The organism is Bradyrhizobium cajani (genome assembly GCF_009759665.1).
Classification (GTDB): domain Bacteria; phylum Pseudomonadota; class Alphaproteobacteria; order Rhizobiales; family Xanthobacteraceae; genus Bradyrhizobium; species Bradyrhizobium cajani.
In genome coordinates, this window is record NZ_WQNE01000002.1 from 72,220 (window position 1) to 91,052 (window position 18,833).

Consider the following 18,833-nt stretch of genomic DNA (forward strand, 5'->3'; position numbering starts at 1 on the left):
CATGCCCAAATCCGTGCGTGGCTTTACTGGTCTGCTTGACATCCCCACCGACTATCAGGCCCATCACCGGATTCCGCTGCAATTGTCCGAAGATCCGTTTCTGAAGCAACTCGGTGGGGCGGTCGATTTGCACGACTTCAGCACCAACGGTGTTGCGCTGCCCCGCGAGGTGGCGACCGCCTTGGCTGCGGGCCAGACCCCGCATCTCGGCTCGCATCCGGCTTACACCGATTTCATCCAGTCCCTCATCGACACTGCGACGTCGAAATACGATATCAACACGCCTCTAACGCCCGCGGAAACCACTGAGCTCGGCGGCCGTGTCAATTCGATTCAGGCCTATTCGCGGTTGGCGCTGTCCGGCCTGCTTCCGGATTCGGCCGCCACGCCGGGGGGACGCGTGCCGTTGAATGCCCGCGATCCGATGATCTTATCGGGTGACCCGGCAGAAGTCAGGACGTATTTCGACCAGCTGCGAGGGGATCTGCGGAGCCAGGGCTTTACGACACCGGAGAGTCTCGATCGGCTTGTTGATTTTCCGCGTTACGAACTGCTCAACCAGGCGAATGCGTTCGACCCGAATCTGACCGCGGCGCAACGAAGCGATCTCGTGCGCAATGTCGATGACGTCCGCGCCTCGCTCGATGCCGGCGGGCGGACTGATCTCACCAGCGCTCTGAACGACGCCGGCCGCAGTCGCTACACGCTGGGCGGGGCGACACAATCCAGCGGCCCAGCAAGTCCGCAAGCCGGTGCCAGTCCGGAGCTGTTGCAAGGAGTCGAGAACGCGACCGGGCGATCCTTCGCCACGGGACTGAGCGCCCCGGAAGGCCTTGCCGCGCCGGAGAGCTTTGGAAGGATCGGATCGTCGGAGCTTGCGCCGCTCGACACCGTGACGCCGCGCGACGTGGCGACGCTGCCGCAGACCGAGCAGCCTTCGCTGGTGCCGGACACGGCGCCCAGCATCCGTGACAACGCCACCATTCCAGCCATCCAGGACAATCCCGTTATCCAGGACAATCCCATTGTCCAGGACAACCAGGCGCCGCTACGGAATACGACCACGGAATTGCCGGAGACGCGCGCCCCCGGCATCACCGAGGTGCCGAAGATTGGTTCGGCATTGCCGGAGATCACTGCGCCTTCGGAGCCTCTGTCGACCACGCCGGCAGTGCGCGACAGCGCACCCGGCATCACGGAGGTGCCCGAGCTTGGCTCGGCACTGCCCGAGACCCCCGCGCCTTTGGAGCTCTCGCCGACCCCCTCGCCGGCGCGCGAAAGCGCGACCGTCCCCGACCTGACGAGGGCGCCGGCGTCCGAGCTTCCGGCCGAAATCAATGGCGCCGCAACCGGACGGTTCACGCCGAATTTCGTGGGCGTGATCGGCCAATCGCCGACCGCGTCGAAGATCTTCACCGGCGCCGGCGTCCTTGGCGCGGTAGGCCTTGCCGCCGACGCCGGGATCACCGGTTACAACGCCTATCAAATGTACGATCAGGGGGACACGCTGGGCGCGGGCCATGAGGTCGCCGGGTTCGGCGGCCGCCTGGGCGGCTCGCTGACCGGTGCTTATCTGCTTGGTGAAGCCGGAGCCTTGGGCGGACCATGGGGCGCGCTCGGTGGGGCGATCGTCGGCGGCATCGGCGGCGCCATCCTCGGCGACAAGGGCATCAAGTCGCTGTACGACAGCCTCACCGGCTATCAGCCACCGGCGGCCGCCGCCGAGCCGACGCCGGCTTGGCCGGACCAGTTCGCCGCCGAGTTCGATCTGAGCAATGGCGGCGGGCCGTTCAGCGATCCGATGACCGGCTTCCAGGTGGAGAGCCAGGCCGACTACGACGCGCGGCGGCAGGCCTATGTCGATTCCAAGATGGCGGATCAGCAGACCCAGGCTCAGCAGATGATGGATTCGCTGAGGCTGATGCCGGGCGTCGACCCGAACGCACTGCCTGCCGATCCCACGGCGAGCCCACTTCCCGCGGCGCCCGCATCGGACACGCCGCTCGACACGCCCGCCAATACCGGCTCGTTCCTTGCGCCCTTGAGCGCCGATCCAGCCGACATTGACGGGCTCACCCCCACCGACATTGGTTTTGACAGTCATCTCGACAGCGCGACTCCGGCCGCGCCCGATGCACCGCTGTCGCTGGACACGACCGGCCTGTCATTCGACGGCGGTTTGATCACCGGGAGCGACCCCGGCCTTGGTTCTTTGGACACCAGTCTGAATTCCAGTCTTGGTCTGAATTCGAGTCTTGGCCTGAGCTCCGGCCTCGATACCGGATTGACGTCGGACTCGAATAGCGGCGCCACTCTCGGTTTGGACTCGGGACTGGATAGCAACCTCAATACCGGGCTGGACAGCGGCCTCAACTGGGGTGTCAGCAGCGGCTTCAATACGGGCCTGGACAGCAGCTTCAATTCCGGTCTCGACAGCAGCCTCAACACCGGGCTGGACAGCGGCCTCAACTGGGGTATCAGCAGCGGCTTCAATACGGACCTCGACAGCAGCTTCAACTCGGGTCTCGACAGCAGCTTCAATTCCGGTCTCGACAGCAGCTTCAACTCCGGCCTCGACAGCAGCTTCAACTCGGGCCTCGACAGCAGCTTCAACTCGGGCCTCGACAGCAGTTTCAACTCGAGTCTCGACAGCAGCTTCAACTCGGGCCTCGACAGCAGTTTCAACTCGAGTCTCGACAGCAGTTTCAATTCTGGCCTGGACAGCAGCTTCAATTCGGGTCTCGACAGCAGCTTCGGTTCGAGCCTGGACAGCGGTCTCGGTTCTTCATCGGGGTTCAGCGATTTCGGCGACAGCAGCTTCGGCGGCGACTCGTTCAGCAGTGGCTCGTTCGGCGGCGACATGGGGCCGGTGGTGCTCGACCTCGCGGACCAGGGCATTCGGATCACCGACCTCGGCGATTCCCGCGCCGCGTTCGATGCGGACGACAACGGCGTGCCGAACCGGATCGCCTGGACGACGCCTGACGAGGGCCTGCTCGCATTCGACGCCAACGGTTCGGGAACCGTCGACCAGACCAGCGAACTGGCATTGCAGCAGTGGACGCCCGGCGCCCAGACCGACCTCCAGGGCCTCGGCATCTTCGACACCAATCATGACGGCGCGCTCGACGCGCCCGATCAGGACTTCGGCCGCTTCGGTGTATGGCGCGACGGCAACAGCAATGGCGTCAGCGATCCCGGCGAGCTCAATTCGCTGGTCGAAGCCGGCGTGAGCGCGATCTCGCTCTCGTCCGACGGCATGCAGAGCCATCTGCCGGACGGCTCGACGATCTACGGTCAGGGCTCGTTTACCCGCACCGACGGCAGCAGCGGCCGGTTGGCCGACGTGGCCCTCGCCTACGCGCCCGACATCAATGCGGCGCGCGATCAGCTTGTCGGGGCGATGGCTGTCGGACCCAGCGGGTCAGCCGGAGCGACGGCGCCGATGTCGCCTCCGGCCGCGGTGGTCGGGCCGATGCTCGGAGCCGACATCGTGTCGCCGCTTCATGCAAGACCGGCGTAGCGCCTCGCGTCTTGAGCGCATCACGAACTAGGCACTCTCGGTGGACGTCTGACGGGCCTCGCCGCTCGACACCAGCAGCACCGAGACCTTCGACTGCCTGAGCATGGCATTGGCGACGCCGCCGAAGGAAAGATGGTCGGCCTGGATCCGGTCGACGCCCATGACCACGAGATCGACATCGGTGGTGTCGATCTCACGCAGGATCGCCGCCTCGGGTGCCCGATTGACGCGCAAGGTCGTGGTGATGTCCACCTCGTAGCGGGCGGCGAGATCGCTGGCGTCCTTGAGGATGCCCGTCTCCTGGCTCAGTCCGCGGGACGTGCCGCGTTGCGCGCCCTTGTCGCGCGTCGTCGCGACATAGATCACCCGGAGCGAGCCTGATCCGGCCTGCGCCAGCGCCACCGCGACCTCGGCGCCGCGCTTGGAGACGCCGCTCCCCGAGACCGGAACCAGGATGTTGAACGCGTCGGGCATCGGCTGCTTCAGGTGCTTGCCCTTGGCCGACACGATCGCGAGCGGTCCTTCGAACTTCGCGGCGATGTCCTCGATCTTCCGATCGAAACGGTCCTTGGCGGCAGCGACCTTGTCGATGCCGACGACGAGGAGATCAAAACCCTTGCGCGCTTCGTCGGCAATGGTCTCGCCGAGCTCCGCACGCCCGGTCCGGCTGACGACATCGACGCTACCGGCCTCGCCGTCGCCGGTGGCTGAGACGGTTTCGGCGGCCTTCTTCACCACGGCTTCGTGGCTCTCCTCCTCGTCGCGGCCCTTGTCCTGCTTCCTGGCGCGCTCGCCGATGTGCAGCACCGTGATCGGCAGGCCGCGCGTGCCGGCGATCAAGCCCGCGACATGGGCGGCGAAGGTGGCGTTGACGCTTTCGTCCACCGCCAGCAATGGACGTTCGAGGTTGGCGACGAAGCCGCGCCTCTCGTACTCCTCGCGCTCCAGCCGCTCTTTCTCCTCGCTGTTCATCGGCAGCTTGGCCAGCGCCGCGCGCAGCATCGGCGGCATCGCCATCGTGGTCACGATCGCCATGGTCACGATCATGGTGAACAGGTTCTGGCTGAGCACGCCGATGGAGAGGCCGATCGTGGCGATGATCACCTCGGTCGAGCCGCGCGCGTTCATGCCGCTTGCGAGTGCGAGCGACTCCCGATAATTCAGGCCGCCCACGGTGCCGCCGACGAAGGCGCCGCCGAACTTGCCGATGCTGGCGATCACGACGAGCAGGCCCGTGAGCATCAGCAGCTCGGGATCGCGGAGCACCGAGAGATCGGCGCTGAGGCCCGCGAGGCCGAAGAACACCGGCATGAAGAAGCTCGAGATCAGGCCGCGCAGGCGCTCATCGATCTGCCGGGTCAGGATCGGGGACTCCCCGACCAGGATGCCGGCGACGAAGGCTCCGAGCACGGTGTGGACGCCGATCAGGTGCGTGATCAGCGCCATCGTACTCATCAGCAGCAGGATCACGGTGATGACGGGCGCGGTGCTGACGAGGGTGTCGTTGGCCCAGCGGATCAGCTGGAACACCAGCCGCCGGCCGATGGTGAAGCTGACGGCGAGGAAGGCCAGCGTGCCCAGCACGGCTTTCGCCACCGAGGCGATGTCCAGCGTGCCGTGCGAGGCCAGGCTGAAGATCACCGCAATGATGATCCAGCCGATGGTGTCGTCGATCACGGCGGTCGCGACGATGATCTGCCCGACATTGCGGCGCATGAAGTTCATCTCACGCACGACGACGGCGACGATCTTCACCGAGGAGATCGACAGCGCCGTGCCCATGAACACGGAGGCCACGAGGCGCTCTTGCGGATTCGGCAGCAGCGCATCGGGGAGGAACTGGCCGAGCGCGAAGCCGCAGGCAAAGGGCACGACGATGCCGGCGATCGAGATCGCAATCGCCGCCTTGCCGACCCTCCTGACCAGCTTGAGGTCGGTCTCCATGCCGGTCAGCAGCAACAGCAGCAGGATGCCGAACTGGGCGATGCCGTCGATCATCGCCTTCTGCTCCGCTGTCTTGGGGAAGATCGCGTGCTGCGCCTCCGGCCAGATCCAGCCGAACAGCGACGGGCCGAGGATGATGCCGGCGAGCAATTCGCCGATCACCGAGGGCTGGCCGATGCGCTGCATGACCTCGCCGAGGCCGCGGCCGACCGCGATCAGCAACACGATCTGCGCCACCAGCAGGAATTCGGACGGACCTGCGGATTTGCCGCCCTCGGCACTCGCCGCAATGGTGGTGAGGACTAGCGCCGCGGGGACAAGGCCGACCGGTCGGAGCAGGCTCCACTGCATGCGGGTGTCATTCCCCCTTCATCTGCGCCGGCAACGCCGGGACGACAGGGATAGAACCCGCGGGAGGCGGTGCGAGTTCCCGCCTCTCGCGGCCGGGCTTGGGAGTGCTTCAACAAGAAAATGCGAAAACAACCCCATGCACAGTAGAGATGGGGTTGAAAAAGCTCGATAAATTTCGGACTTGCCGAAACGGCTTGCTCCGTCGGGCAAAACACCGGCATAATGGGATGATGGTGGCTTAGCGATTGAGGGATTTGCGCGAGGCGCCTCCTCATCCCCGTCATTGCCGCCTTCTCCGTCATTGCGAGCGTAGCGAAGCAATCCAGAATCCCTCCGCGGAAAGATTCTGGATTGCTTCGTCGCTACGCTCCTCGCAATGACGAGCGGAGAGATTCAGGCCTCGTGCCCCGGACGCGGAGGCAGCGCGTAGCCCGGATGGAGCGCAGCGAAATCCGGGCTACGGGACCGGGACACGCGGCGCGAGACGGCGGCCTCACGCCGCCTGTGGTGTCCTGATCTCACGCGGCAGGATCAGCGCCGCTGCGATCGCCAGCAGGCAGAGCGCGGCGAAGGCGTGCAGCATGGTGACGAAGCCGCCCTGCTCGTAGAGCCAGGCAACCAGGCCGACCGAGGCGCCGGCCGCGGTGAAGCCGACGAAATAGCGCACCGCATAGGCGCGCGAGCGCCATTCCTCGGTGGTGTATTTGCCGACCATGGCGTCGTTGACCGTGACCTGCCCGAACGCACCCATGACGATGCCGATCGAGACCACGATCAGCGGCAGATTGGACAGGCTCGCGGCCAGATACAGGAACGGCGCCAACATGAAGGACAGCGGCAGCGCCACCGTCTTCAGCGCGTAGCGGTCGAGCAGCCGGCCGATCGTGTATTGCGTCATCGCGCCGAACACGTAGACGCCGGCCGCGATGATGCCGAGCAATGCCGGGCTCTTGGTGAGATCGGCGAGCCGCTCCGCGAACAGTTTTGGCAGCGCCACGGTGACGGCATTGAAGGTCGTCGAGATCGCGATCACGACGATCAGCAGCGACAGGATCACGCGCCACATGTCCTGCTTGGCGACGCGCGCCTGCGCCGCCGCCTGCTTGCTTCCCTTGCGGTCCTCATGCACCACCGTCATGGCAAAGGCGACGCCGATCAGGACCGTGACCACGCCGGGAACGATGAAGGCAAAGCGCCAGCCGAGATACTGGCCGATCACGCCGGTGACCAGCGCCGACGAGGCGACGCCGAGATTGCCCCAGACGCCGTTCAGTCCCATCTCGCGGCCGAGCTTGTCCGCATACGACACGATCATGGCGGTGCCGACGGGATGATAGATCGAGGCGAAAATGCCGATCGCGAGCAGCGCCGCGCCGAGCTGCGCCGGGGTCTGCACGAAGCCGACCGAGATCATGGAAAGGCCGATGCCGACGAAGAAGATCAGCATCATGTGGCGACGGCTCCAGCGGTCGCCCAACCATCCGGTGAGCAGCGAGCCTGCTCCGAAGGCAACGAAGCCCGGCGTCGCATAAGGCAAGAGTTCCGAATAGGCCATGCCGAGCGCCGGCCCCATGATGATGACGGCGGCGGCGAAGATCAGCATCGAATAATGGTCGATGAAGTGGCCTGCATTGACGAAACTGATGACCCGGCTGGGGCTGTTCATTCGAATCCTCTCCTGCTCCGAAATGAGTTATATGTCGTGGGCATGACGGGATGCTGCCAATGACTGTCGTCGAAACGCCAATCCTCCGGGAGGTCCGGGGCAACCACCGCTCGACTGCGGGCGTGCATCTGGTCGCCCGCGACTACCCCAAGGGCCTGCGGATCGATCCGCACCTGCACCGCGAGGCGCAGCTGATCTATGCGGCCAAGGGCACGATGCAGGTGACGACGCCCGGGGGACGCTGGCTGGTGCCGCCGGACCGCGCGGTCTGGGTGCCGGCCGGACTCCAGCACGCCATCGACCTGCTCGCCGACATCGAGATGCGCACGCTCTATTTCGACCTGTCCTGGCTGAAGCGCGAGCAGCGTTATGAGGGGCTGACCAAGGAATTCGTGGTGCGGGTGTCGCCGCTGCTCAACCAGGCGATCCTCGCGCTGTTCGACGCGCGCAATACCGAGGAGCGCACCGAGCTCCTGGTTCGCCTGGTGATGCTGGAATTGCACCAGGCCGAGGATTCCGCGACCTTCGTGCCGCTGCCGCACGAAGTGCGCTGCCGGCGCGCCGCGATGATCGTGCTCGACAATCCCACCGGCCTGCACGACATCGACACGCTGGCGCGCGCGGTTGGAGCCTCTGCGCGGACATTGTCGCGGCTGTTCTCGACCGAGACGCAGCTGAGCTTCAAGAGCTGGTGCCAGCGCGCCCGCATCGCATCCGCGATCCAGCGGCTGTCGACGGATGCCAATGTCTCGGTGAAGCAGCTCGCGACCCAGCTCGGCTATGCCAGCGTGCCGGCGTTTTCGGCGGCGTTCCGTCAGGTCACCGGGCGGACGCCGACGGAGTTTGCGCGGAAATCATGAGGCTGTCACGGCCCGCCGCCTCACACTCGGTGTCGTTGCCCGCGAAGGCGGGCAATCCAGTATTCCACCAGCGGTCATGATAGAACCGATGGGCCGCGGCGTACTGGATGCCCCGCTTACGCGGAGCATGACACCGTGTTTGGGGTGTGCACGCCGCCACCTCACGGTTGCAGAGAACGACGCCCCCTCCGGACATGACGGCATTCTTGGAACGCACGGCCCAACTAAAGTTGCCGCATTCCTCCGCTTGATTGTGATCGGCTTCCGCCTAAATCCTGTGTAAGCTTGCGCAGCGCACAACCCCGGACTCGAAAAGCCCAGATGGCCAACGCCTTCTTCTCCGACCTGCTCGCCACCATCTCCGAGCGCGGCCGCACGCTGCTTCGCCGCGGCGACGGCTCGGACACCAAACACGACGCTGACGGGCTGATCGAGCTCTGCAGCGCGCTGCTGTCGGGCCGGGGCGAAGCTTCCGGCACAGCCATGGCGCGCGAAGTGCTCGATCTCTACCAGGACCTGGATGCGTCCGGACGCCGGGCCTTCTTCGAGGCGCTGGTGCGCGATTTCGGTCCCGATCGGGAACGGCTCACCAAGGCGATCGAGAAGTGGCGTGCCAAGCCCAGCGACGAGGACGCCAGCAGCCTGCATTTCGCCTCCGAGCCGCGGCGGCAGGAGCTGATCCGCCGTCTCAACCGCGCGCCCGGCGGCACCGGCGACCTCGTCAACATGCGCGCCGATCTGCTCGGCATGATGAACGGACACACCGATCTTGCCGCGCTCGATCGCGACGTCACTCATCTGCTCTCGTCGTGGTTCAACAGGGGGTTTCTCGTGCTGCGCAGGATCGACTGGTCGACCCCGGCCAACATCCTCGAAAAGATCATCCGTTACGAAGCCGTGCACGAGATCTCCGATTGGGATGACCTGCGCCGCCGCATCGATCCGGTCGACCGCCGCTGCTACGCCTTCTTCCATCCCGCCATGGTCGACGAGCCCCTGATCTTCGTCGAGGTGGCGCTGACCGAGACCATTCCCGGCGCCATCGCGCCGCTGCTTGCGGTCGACCGCCAGCACCTGCCGATCGCACGCGCGCGCACCGCGGTGTTCTATTCGATCTCCAACACCCAGCGCGGCCTGGGCGGCATCTCCTTCGGCAGCTTCCTGATCAAGCAGGTGGTGGAAGAGCTGCGCCGCGAGACGCCGAAGCTCGACACCTTCGTGACGTTGTCGCCGGTGCCCGGCTTCATGCAATGGGTGAAGCAGGACAAGGACCTGCCGCTGTCGGACGAGGACCGCGAGCTGCTGAAGCGTCTCGACGATCCCAAATGGTTCGAAAACCCCGAGACGACCACGCTGCTACGCGGCCTGATCGAGCCGCTGGCGGCGCACTACTTCCTCAAGGCGCGCACGCCGAAGGGCAAGCTGATCGATTCCGTCGCCCGCTTCCATCTCGGCAACGGCGCAAGGCTCGAGCGCATCAACTGGCTCGGAGACCTCTCGCCGAAGGGACTGCGCGAGTCGGCCGGCGTAATGGTCAACTACCTCTACCGCCTCGACGACATCGAGAAGAATCACGAGGCCTACGCCAACGACGGCGAGGTCGTGGCCTCGAGCGCGGTGAAGAAGCTGCTCAAGGGCGAAGGACGACGGCTGCTGGATATGCGGTTGTCGTAACGACAAACTCAACTGTCGTCCCGGACAAGCGTAGCGCTGATCCGGGACCCATAACCACAGGGAAACGTGGTTACGGGGATTCGGAGTTACCGGCTCGCGCCATAACTTCTCCCTGTGGTTATGGATCCCCGCTTTCGCGGGGACGACACCGAGTTGTTGGAGGCGTCGTCGTATCCCAAAGGCCCCAGCCGCCCCTACTCCGCCAGCGCCTTCATCTCCTTGTAGAGATCCGACTTGCCTTCGAAGCCGATGCCTGACAGCTCCGGCATGGTGATGTGGCCGTTCTCGACGCGCACGCCATCGGGGAAGCCGCCGTAGGGCTGGAACAGGTCGGGGTAACTCTCATTGCCGCCGAGGCCCAAGCCCGCTGCGATGTTGAGGGACATCTGGTGGCCACCGTGGGGAATGCAGCGGCTCGGCGACCAGCCGTAGGTCTTCAGCACCTCCAGCGTGCGCTGGTATTCGCACAGGCCATAGGACAGCGCGCAGTCGAATTGCAGCCAGTCGCGATCGGGGCGCATGCCGCCGTAGCGGATCAAATTGCGGGCGTCCTGGTGGCTGAACAGGTTTTCGCCGGTGGCCATCGGGCCGGGATAGAATTCGGCGAGCGCCGCCTGCAGCGCGTAGTCGAGGGGATCGCCGACCTCCTCGTACCAGAACAGCGGATAATCGCGCAGCATCTTGGCGTAAGCGATACCGGTCTCGAGGTTGAAGCGGCCGTTGGCATCGACGGCCAGTTGCGCGTCCTTGCCGATCTCCTTCAGCACCGCCTCGATGCGGGTGCGGTCTTCCTCGATCGGCGCGCCGCCGATCTTCATCTTGACGACGTTGTAGCCGCGGTCGAGATAGCCGCGCATCTCGCCGCGCAGCATCGAGAGATCCTTGCCGGGATAATAATAGCCGCCGGCGGCGTAGACGAAGACGCGCGGATTGGCGGTCACGCCGTGTCGCTCGGCCAGCAGGCGGAACAGCGGTTGACCTGCGATCTTCGCCACCGCGTCCCACACCGCCATGTCGATGGTGCCGACCGCGACCGAGCGCTCGCCATGGCCGCCGGGCTTCTCGTTGGTCATCATCGCGGCCCAGACCTTGTCGGGGTCGAGATTGTCGCCGGCCGCATTCACGAGCGACTTCGGATCGGCCTCGAGGATGCGCGAGGCAAAGCGCTCGCGGATCAGGCCGCCCTGCCCGTAACGGCCGTTGGAGTTGAAGCCGTAGCCGACGACGCGCCTGCCGTCGCGCACGACGTCGGTGACGACGGCAACGAGGCTCGTCGTCATTTTCGTGAAGTCGATATAGGCGTTGCGGATCGGCGAGGAGATCGGTTTCGTGATCTCGCGGACGTCGACGATGCGGACGGACATGGGGGTGGCTTTCGATCTGTTAGTACGTCATTCCGGGATGGTCCGAAGGACCAGACCTCAGGTGCGCAATTGCGCACCGGGGAATCTCGAGATTCCGGGTTCTCGCTTCGCGAGCCCCGGAATGACGGCTTCGCCGTCACTTCTTATCCCTGAAGTACGGCTCCACGGAACCGTGCACCTTGATGGTCAGCGGGTTGCCGTAGCGGTCCTTGGCGTTCCCTGCGGTGACGCGGACCCAGCCTTCGCTGATGCAGTATTCCTCGACATTGGTCTTCTCGATGCCCTTGAAGCGGATGCCGACGTCGCGCGCCAGGATGTCCGCGTTGTAATAGGGGCTGTTCGGATCGACCGACAGGCGGTCCGGAAATTCGTCGCTCATGATTGTCTCGCTCACAACAGGGTTTCGATTTGATTCCGCAATCCTTCCGGCCGTGCGGTCGGCGCGTAGCGCGCGACCACCTTGCCGGCACGGTCCACCAGGAATTTGGTGAAATTCCATTTGATGGAGGCGCCCAACAGGCCGGATTGCTGGCGCTTCAGGTACTCATACAGGGGATGCGCGTTGGCGCCGTTGACGTCGATCTTCTCGAACAGGGGAAACGTGACGTCGTAATGGGTCGAGCAGAATTCCTGGATCTCGCTCGCCTGCCCCGGCTCCTGCGCGCCGAACTGGTTGCAGGGAAAGCCGAGCACGGCGAAGCCGCGCGGCGAGAGATCGCGATAGAGATCCTCAAGGCCCCGATATTGCGGCGTGAAGCCGCATTTGCTCGCGGTGTTGACGATCAGCAGCACCTGCCCCTCGAAACGGCGCATCGGCACTTCGTCGCCGGCAAGCGAGTTGGCCTTGAAGTCGTAGATCGCGGTCATCGTTAGCCCACGGGATCGATCGGCGACGGCGGCACGCCGCCCGCCTCGATCGCCTCGCCTGCAAGCAGGCAGAGATCCTCGCGATAGCGGCCCGACACGATATGCACACCGACGGGCGCCTTGCCGACGAGACCGGTAGAGACCACGAGGCCCGGCAGTCCCATGAAGGGAATCGCGATCTGCGGCAGCTGCGCTTCCCAGACGCGCTTGAAGGAGTCGTCGTCCTTGCGGTCGAGATGATCGGGGAACGGCAGCTCGCCCGAGACCGGCGTCAGCAGCACCGCGTACTTCTCGAAGAACAGCATCCAATCGCGGGTCAGGGTGGCGCGGCGGGTCAATGCCTTGGCGTAGTTCGCCTGGTCCATTGGCGTGACGCTGGCGCGGTTGCCGCGCAGGCATGCCAGCGCGCCGGGATCGCCCTCGCGCTCGGCCATCTCGAGCTGCGCCTCGTAGCCGTCGCCGAGCCAAAGCTTGATCTGCCACTCGACGGCTTCACGCATCGGCGGCGTATTCTCGATCACATCGACAGTCCACCCCGCCCGCTCCAGCCGCTTGCCGGCATCGCTCACCGCCGCCTTCACTTCCGGCGCAGTCGCAAGACCGTCCGGATTGAGGCAGAGCGCGGCGCGCTTTGGCCTCGCCGGGCCTTGCAGCGGCACCGGCACGAACCAGGGATCGCGGATGTCGCGGGCCGACATCGCTTCGAGCGAAATCCGCAAGTCATTGACCGTTCGCGCCAAGGGGCCCGAGACCGCCATGATCTGCGGGCCGATCGGACGCTCCGGCAGCGCCGGGTTGAAGGCGGGGATGCGGCCGAGCGTCGGACGCAGGCCGTGCACGCCGCAGGCATAGGCGGGATAGCGGATCGAGCCGGCGATGTCGGTGCCATGGGCGATGTGGCCGATGCCGGCCGCGACCGCAGAACCGGCACCGCCGGACGAGCCGCCCGGAGTCAGCGCCGCATCGCGCGGGTTCCTGGTGTCGCCATGAATGAGATTGGTGGTGAACCAGCGATAGGAGAAGGCCGGACAATTGGTGCGGCCGAGCAGGATGGCGCCGGCCTTGCGGAAATTGGCGACAACCGGATTGTCCTCGCGCGCGATCAGGTCGCGCTGGAGCTTGAGGCCGTTGGTGGTGGCAAAGCCTTCCTGATCGACATTGGCCTTGATGGTGACGGGAACCCCAGCCAGCACGCCGGGATCCTCGCCCCGCGCGATGACGGCATCGACGGCGTCAGCCTGCTTGAGCACGTCCTCCGGCCGATGGTCGATCACGGCGTTGAGCTGGGGATTGACCGCATCGAGCCGGGCGAGGCCGGCCTTGGCCGCCTCCTTGGCGGACACTTTCCTGGATTTGACGAGGGTGGCGAGGTCGGCGGCCGACAGGCGCCAGAGATCTTGCATGGCTTGCTCCGTATGACCGGCGTGTTTTAGCGCCGGGAACGCGGCAAAGCCATGCGGATTTCGCAGAGGCGAAGGGCGGGTTTAGTGCGGGTGGGGCCGCCTCATTCTCCGTCATTGCGAGCGCAGCGAAGCAATCCAGACTGTCTCCGCGGAGGTGGTCTGGATTGCTTCGTCGCAAGGGCTCCTCGCAATGACGGGGAGAGAGCGGGGGCCCCTAATGCCGCGTCGCCGACTGGTCCGGGATGTCCAGCAGCGCCTCGGTGAAAGGAAACTCCAGGACGATCTCCCCGTCATCGTCGGTCACCTCGATGACGGCCTCGAGCAGCGCCGGCTGGGCCCCCTCCGACTTCACCACCTCCAGGATCATCTGGCGGGCGACCTCCCAGGCACGATCGGGATTGCGCAGGTCCTCGCCGTCAGGATCCACGATCAACTCGTCGCCGATACGGGTGTTGAAGAAATATCTGGGCATGCCTGATCCAATGGGGTCGCCTGGCGTCGATTGGAAGCCGTTTTATACTCACAACTGGTTTATCCCGACAGGGAGCACGACCTATCGGCGGATTTCGTTACCTCATTCGCTCATCTTTGCGGCCGCAATGCGCTCTCTTTGCGATGCAACAATTCCGTCAACCTACGACTTAGGTCGGGAAAATTTCACTGGCGAACTTTTCCGCCGGCATTAATTTAACCGTGGGCGGAGACGTCCGAATTCGCGAAAATGGAGAGCCAAATGGCCTGGAAAGCCCCGAAGATCGTCGAAGTGCCCTGCGGCATGGAAATCAACATGTATGTGAGCGCCACCCGCAAGTGAGCGGTTGGTGAGTTCGCGTTCGGCGCAGGTGGATCTTTCGGTCACGATACGTTTCCGGAGGACATGTTCCTTGTCGGCATCCGTGTCGGCCTGAGGTCCACCTCGCAGCGTTCCCTCCAGGAGACGGATCATGCTTCGCGTCGTCGTCCTGGGCGCCGGGGCCGGCGGCGGAGTCCCGCAATGGAATTGCGGGTGCGAGGGCTGCCGGGCGGCCCGTGAAAGCGGTCATGAGCTTCAGAGAACCCAGGCCTCGGTTGCCTTCAGCGGCGACGGCGAGCACTGGTTCCTGATCAACGCGTCCCCGGACCTTCGCCAGCAATTGAATGCCACGCCGCAGCTGCACCCCAAGGCCGGGGCGCTACGCCATACGCCGATTGCGGGCGTGATCCTGACGAACGGCGAAGTGGATGCGGTCGCGGGCCTGTTGTCGATGCGCGAGGGCTCGCCCTTCACCATCTATGCACATGACAAGGTGCTGGCGATCCTGAAGGCCAACAGCATCTTCAACGTGCTGAACGAGAAGAACGTGCGGCGTCAGCCGATGGCTATCCACGAGCCGTTCGAGCCGCGACTGCCGGATGGCGCGCGTTCAGGGATCGAGGTGCTGCCGTTCGCGGTACCGGGCAAGTCGGCCTGGTATCTGGAGGGCAAGGCGCATCCGGGCGGCGAGACCGGCGACGGCGATACGCTGGGCCTCAAGATCACCGACAAGTCGACCGGCAAGAGCTTCTATTTCATCGCCGCCTGCGCCGAGATCACCGAGGCGCTCAAGGCCGAGATCGATGGCGCGGCGCTGGTGTTCTTCGACGGCACGGTGTGGCAGGACGACGAGATGATCAGGTGCGGCCTCGGCCACAAGACCGGCAAGAGCATGGGCCATGTCGCGATGTCCGGCGACGACGGCGCGATCGCGCGGCTGGCCGACCTCACTATCGACAGGAAGATGTTTCTGCATATCAATAACTCGAATCCGGCGCTGCTGCCCGGCTCAAGCGAGCGGAGGACCGCCGAGCAGGCGGGCTGGCAGATACCGGCGGATGGAACGGAGATCGTGTTGTGAATGCCGCGTCACTGACTGGAATGACCGCGCTCTCGATCGGCAAGGACATCAAGCTCACTAGCGCCGAGGAGCTGGAGGCGACGCTGCGCCACATCGGGGCGACGCGCTATCACAGCCTGCATCCGTTCCATAGACTGCTGCACGGCGGCAAGCTGAACAAGGGCCAGGTGCAGGCCTGGGCGCTGAACCGCTACTATTACCAGAGCACGATCCCGATCAAGGACGCGGTGGTGATCTCGCGCTTCCGCGACCGCGCCACGCGCCTGGAATGGCGCCACCGCATCGAGGACCATGACGGCGACGTCGGTTCCGAGGGCGGCATCGAGCGCTGGCTGAAGCTGACCGAGGGCCTCGGGCTCGACACCGCCTATGTGGAATCGACCGAGGGCATCCTGCCGGCGACGCGGTTCGCGGTGGAGGCTTACGTGCACTACTGCCGCGAGAAGAGCCCGCTGGAGGCGATCGCGTCCTCGCTCACAGAACTGTTCGCGCCGAACCTGCACGAGGAGCGCATCTCCGGCATGCTGGAGCACTACGACTTCGTCAATCCTGACATCATGAGCTACTTCAAGCGGCGGCTGGCGCAGGCGCCGCGCGATGCCGGCTTTGCGCTCGACTATGTCAAGGCGCATGCCACGACGCCGGAGCAGCGCGCGCAGGTGTGCAACGCGCTGATCTTCAAGACCAACGTGCTGTGGGTGCAGCTCGACGCGCTCCAGCACGCCTATGTCGAAGGCAACATTCCGCCGGGCGCGTTCGTGCCCAAGGCGACTTAAAAGGCGAGCTGAAGAGGAACAGTCATGGCCGGGCCGCGGAACATCAGCGTCAGCGAGGCAAGCCGCCCCGTGCTGCCGCGGCATGCCAAGCTGAAATATGATGAAACACGACAGGTCTGGGTGATCCTGGCGCCGGAACGGGTGCTGGCGCCCGACGAGATCGCGGTCGAGGTCTTGCAGCTCTGCAACGGCGAGCGCAATGTCGGCGACGTCGCCGATCAGCTGGCTGCCAAATATGCCGCTCCGCGCGAGGCGATTTTGGCGGACGTCGTCGTCATGCTCCAGGATCTCGCCGACAAGGGCTTTCTCACGGAGGCCCGGGAGAAGACGTCATGAGCGATGTGCTCGGCAATCCCACTATCCCGCCTGACGTTAGCGACAGCCTCGCGGTGCTGGAGAAGCAGCGCTCGACGGCGGAGACGTTCGGCATTCCGCTGGCGGTGCTGCTCGAGATCACCCATCGCTGCCCGCTGCAATGTCCCTACTGCTCCAACCCGGTCGAGCTCGACCGTTCGGCCAAGGAGCTGACCACCGAGGAATGGAAGAAGGTCCTGAGCGAGCTCGCCGAGATCGGCGTGCTCCAGGTGCACTTCTCCGGCGGTGAGCCGACCGCGCGCAAGGACCTCGTCGAGCTGGTCAAGCATGCCAGCGACGCCGGCCTCTACACCAACCTCATCACCTCGGCCGTGCTGCTGACGCGCGAGCGGCTGAGCCAGCTTGCGGACGCCGGGCTCTGCCACGTGCAGATCAGCTTCCAGGGCGTCGAAGAGGGCCTCGCCGATCGCGTCGCCGGCTACAGGAACGGACACCGCAAGAAGCTCGAAGTCGCCAAGTGGACGCGCGAGCTCGATCTGCCGCTCACCGTGAACGCGGTGATGCATCGGCAGAACTTGCACCAGCTGCCCGACATCATCCAGATGGCGGTCGATCTCGACGCCGACCGGCTCGAGGTCGCCAATGTGCAATATTACGGCTGGGCGCTGAAGAACCGCGCCGCGCTGATGCCGACGGTCGCGCAGCTCGACGAGTGCACCCGCCTCGTCGAGGAGGCGCGCGAGCGGCTGAAGGGCACGCTCGCGATCGACTATGTCGTTCCCGATTATTACGCGCTGCGGCCGAAGAAGTGCATGGGTGGCTGGGGCCGGCAGTTCTTCAACATCTCGCCCGCCGGCAAGGTGCTGCCCTGCCACGCCGCCGAGAGCATCACCGGGCTCGACTTCGAGTCGGTGCGCTCCAACCATTCGATCGCCTGGATCTGGCAGAACTCCGACGCCTTCAACCGCTATCGCGGCACCGGCTGGATGAAGGAGCCGTGCAAAACCTGCGAGTTCCGCGAGATCGACTTCGGCGGCTGCCGCTGCCAGGCCTTTGCGCTGACAGGCGACGCCGCCAACACCGATCCGGCCTGCGCGCTGTCGCCGCTGCACGAGACCATCTTCAAGCAGGCCGAGCGCGAGGCCGAGGGCGAGACCAACCGCTTCCTCTATCGCAATTTCTCCGGCGGCACTCTGGAATCCGAGAATGGGACCTGACGCCGACGCGGCCAGCTCGGTCAAACGTACCGATCCCTTTGCGCCGCTGACCTCCGACATGCTCGACGTCGGCGACGGCCACGAGCTCTACGTCGAGAGCGTCGGCCGCGCCGACGGTATTCCAGCGGTCTATCTGCATGGCGGCCCCGGCAGCGGCTGCCAGCCCGACCATCGCCGGCTGTTCGATCCCGACCGCTTCTGCGCCGTGCTGTTCGACCAGCGCGGCTGCGGCCGCAGCCGGCCGAAGGGATCGCGCGAGCACAACACGACGGCGCACCTGATCGCGGACATGGAGAAGATCCGCGAGAAATTCGGTTTCGACCGCTGGATGCTGGTAGGCGGCTCCTGGGGCGCCACGCTGGCGCTGGCCTATGCGGAGGCACATCCCGAGCGCGTCTCCGGCATTGCGCTGCGCGCAACCTTCCTGGGCACACGGGCCGAAGTGGAGATGGCCTTCACCTCGCGCCTGTCGCAATTCTATCCTGCCCTCGCCGAGGATTTTCTGAGCGTGCTGCCGCCCGAAGAGCGGGCGCAACCGGTGGACGCCTATTATCGCCGCATCCTCGATGCCGAGCCGGCCGTGCACGGCCCCGCCGCGCGGGCCTGGCATGACACCGAGCGCACATTGTCCGAGCACAAGCCCGCCAAGACTAGGCTGGACCTGGCGTCGCTGAACGTCTGGCGCACGCTGCCGGCGACGCCGTTCGTGGAGGCGCATTATTTCCGCAACAACTCCTTCATGAGCGAGAGCCAGTTGTTGCGGAACGCCGATCGCCTCGCCGGCATTCCCGGCATCATCGTCCAGGGCCGCTATGATCTGTTGTGCCCTCCTGAAACATCGCAGGCGCTCGCGAAAGTTTGGCCGGGTTCCGAGATTCGTATCGTGGAAGAGGCCGGACATTCGCTCTATGATACCGGCGTGAGGGACGCGGTCATGAGGTCAATCGCGGACCTTGCTTCGAAAGCCGCGCGATAAGGACCTCCCCCCTCATCCTGAGG

At 65.2% G+C, this 18,833-nt stretch carries 16 protein-coding genes; 9 read left to right on the forward strand and 7 right to left on the reverse strand.

The window, feature by feature from the left end:
• Position 1: 1 nt before the first annotated feature.
• Entirely contained in the window at positions 2-3,523 is a 3,522-nt protein-coding gene (locus tag GPL20_RS03045) for an AHH domain-containing protein (protein ID WP_157327618.1), read from the forward strand.
• Between the two features lie 27 nt (positions 3,524-3,550).
• On the opposite strand, the gene GPL20_RS03050 is transcribed toward GPL20_RS03045, so the two are convergent.
• Positions 3,551-5,818 carry a cation:proton antiporter domain-containing protein gene (locus GPL20_RS03050; RefSeq protein ID WP_157327620.1) on the reverse strand — a complete coding sequence of 756 codons (2,268 nt, stop codon included), beginning with the start codon at positions 5,816-5,818 and terminating at the stop codon, positions 3,551-3,553.
• Between the two features lie 493 nt (positions 5,819-6,311).
• Positions 6,312-7,484 (reverse strand): MFS transporter, encoded by a 1,173-nt coding sequence (locus GPL20_RS03055; protein WP_157327622.1) that lies wholly within the window; start codon positions 7,482-7,484, stop codon positions 6,312-6,314.
• Positions 7,485-7,543: 59 nt separating this feature from the next.
• On the opposite strand from GPL20_RS03055, the gene GPL20_RS03060 reads away from it, so the two are divergent.
• Both GPL20_RS03060 and GPL20_RS03065 read left to right on the forward strand, forming a co-directional pair.
• Complete coding sequence (locus GPL20_RS03060; RefSeq protein WP_167532867.1) at positions 7,544-8,344, forward strand: AraC family transcriptional regulator; 801 nt, start codon at positions 7,544-7,546, stop codon at positions 8,342-8,344.
• A gap of 321 nt (positions 8,345-8,665) precedes the next feature.
• Positions 8,666-10,018, forward strand: coding sequence for a malonyl-CoA decarboxylase (locus GPL20_RS03065; RefSeq protein WP_157327625.1), 1,353 nt, complete (start codon positions 8,666-8,668; stop codon positions 10,016-10,018).
• Positions 10,019-10,212: 194 nt separating this feature from the next.
• Here GPL20_RS03065 and tarD read toward each other — a convergent pair whose 3' ends face one another.
• The 5 genes from tarD to GPL20_RS03090 form a co-directional block, all read right to left on the reverse strand.
• Positions 10,213-11,382 (reverse strand): D(-)-tartrate dehydratase, encoded by a 1,170-nt coding sequence (tarD, locus tag GPL20_RS03070; protein ID WP_157327627.1) that lies wholly within the window; start codon positions 11,380-11,382, stop codon positions 10,213-10,215.
• Positions 11,383-11,518: 136 nt separating this feature from the next.
• Positions 11,519-11,761: a DUF3297 family protein gene (locus GPL20_RS03075; protein ID WP_157327629.1), complete on the reverse strand. Its 243-nt coding sequence runs from the start codon at positions 11,759-11,761 to the stop codon at positions 11,519-11,521.
• An 11-nt stretch (positions 11,762-11,772) separates the two neighbouring features.
• A complete protein-coding gene (locus GPL20_RS03080) occupies positions 11,773-12,249 on the reverse strand; it encodes a glutathione peroxidase (protein WP_157327631.1) in 477 nt (158 codons plus the stop codon).
• 2 nt (positions 12,250-12,251) lie between these two features.
• Positions 12,252-13,652, reverse strand: coding sequence for an amidase family protein (locus GPL20_RS03085; RefSeq protein WP_157327633.1), 1,401 nt, complete (start codon positions 13,650-13,652; stop codon positions 12,252-12,254).
• A gap of 214 nt (positions 13,653-13,866) precedes the next feature.
• Positions 13,867-14,124, reverse strand: a complete 258-nt coding sequence (locus GPL20_RS03090; protein ID WP_028177529.1) for a DUF6894 family protein — start codon at positions 14,122-14,124, stop codon at positions 13,867-13,869.
• Between the two features lie 261 nt (positions 14,125-14,385).
• On the opposite strand from GPL20_RS03090, the gene pqqA reads away from it, so the two are divergent.
• The 6 genes from pqqA to pip all read left to right on the forward strand — a co-directional run bounded on the left by pqqA (position 14,386) and on the right by pip (position 18,810).
• Positions 14,386-14,466 (forward strand): pyrroloquinoline quinone precursor peptide PqqA, encoded by an 81-nt coding sequence (pqqA, locus tag GPL20_RS03095; RefSeq protein WP_007595659.1) that lies wholly within the window; start codon positions 14,386-14,388, stop codon positions 14,464-14,466.
• A gap of 130 nt (positions 14,467-14,596) precedes the next feature.
• Entirely contained in the window at positions 14,597-15,526 is a 930-nt protein-coding gene (gene pqqB / locus GPL20_RS03100) for a pyrroloquinoline quinone biosynthesis protein PqqB (RefSeq protein WP_157327635.1), read from the forward strand.
• On the forward strand, positions 15,523-16,302 hold the full coding sequence (gene pqqC / locus GPL20_RS03105; RefSeq protein ID WP_254125608.1) for a pyrroloquinoline-quinone synthase PqqC: 780 nt from the start codon (positions 15,523-15,525) through the stop codon (positions 16,300-16,302). The genes pqqB and pqqC overlap by 4 nt, the downstream gene beginning before the upstream one ends.
• A gap of 24 nt (positions 16,303-16,326) precedes the next feature.
• Positions 16,327-16,638: a pyrroloquinoline quinone biosynthesis peptide chaperone PqqD gene (gene pqqD / locus GPL20_RS03110; RefSeq protein ID WP_157327637.1), complete on the forward strand. Its 312-nt coding sequence runs from the start codon at positions 16,327-16,329 to the stop codon at positions 16,636-16,638.
• Positions 16,635-17,834, forward strand: coding sequence for a pyrroloquinoline quinone biosynthesis protein PqqE (gene pqqE / locus GPL20_RS03115; protein ID WP_157327639.1), 1,200 nt, complete (start codon positions 16,635-16,637; stop codon positions 17,832-17,834). The genes pqqD and pqqE overlap by 4 nt, the downstream gene beginning before the upstream one ends.
• Positions 17,824-18,810 (forward strand): prolyl aminopeptidase, encoded by a 987-nt coding sequence (gene pip / locus GPL20_RS03120; RefSeq protein ID WP_157327641.1) that lies wholly within the window; start codon positions 17,824-17,826, stop codon positions 18,808-18,810. Before pqqE ends, pip begins: the two co-directional genes overlap by 11 nt.
• Positions 18,811-18,833: the final 23 nt, after the last annotated feature.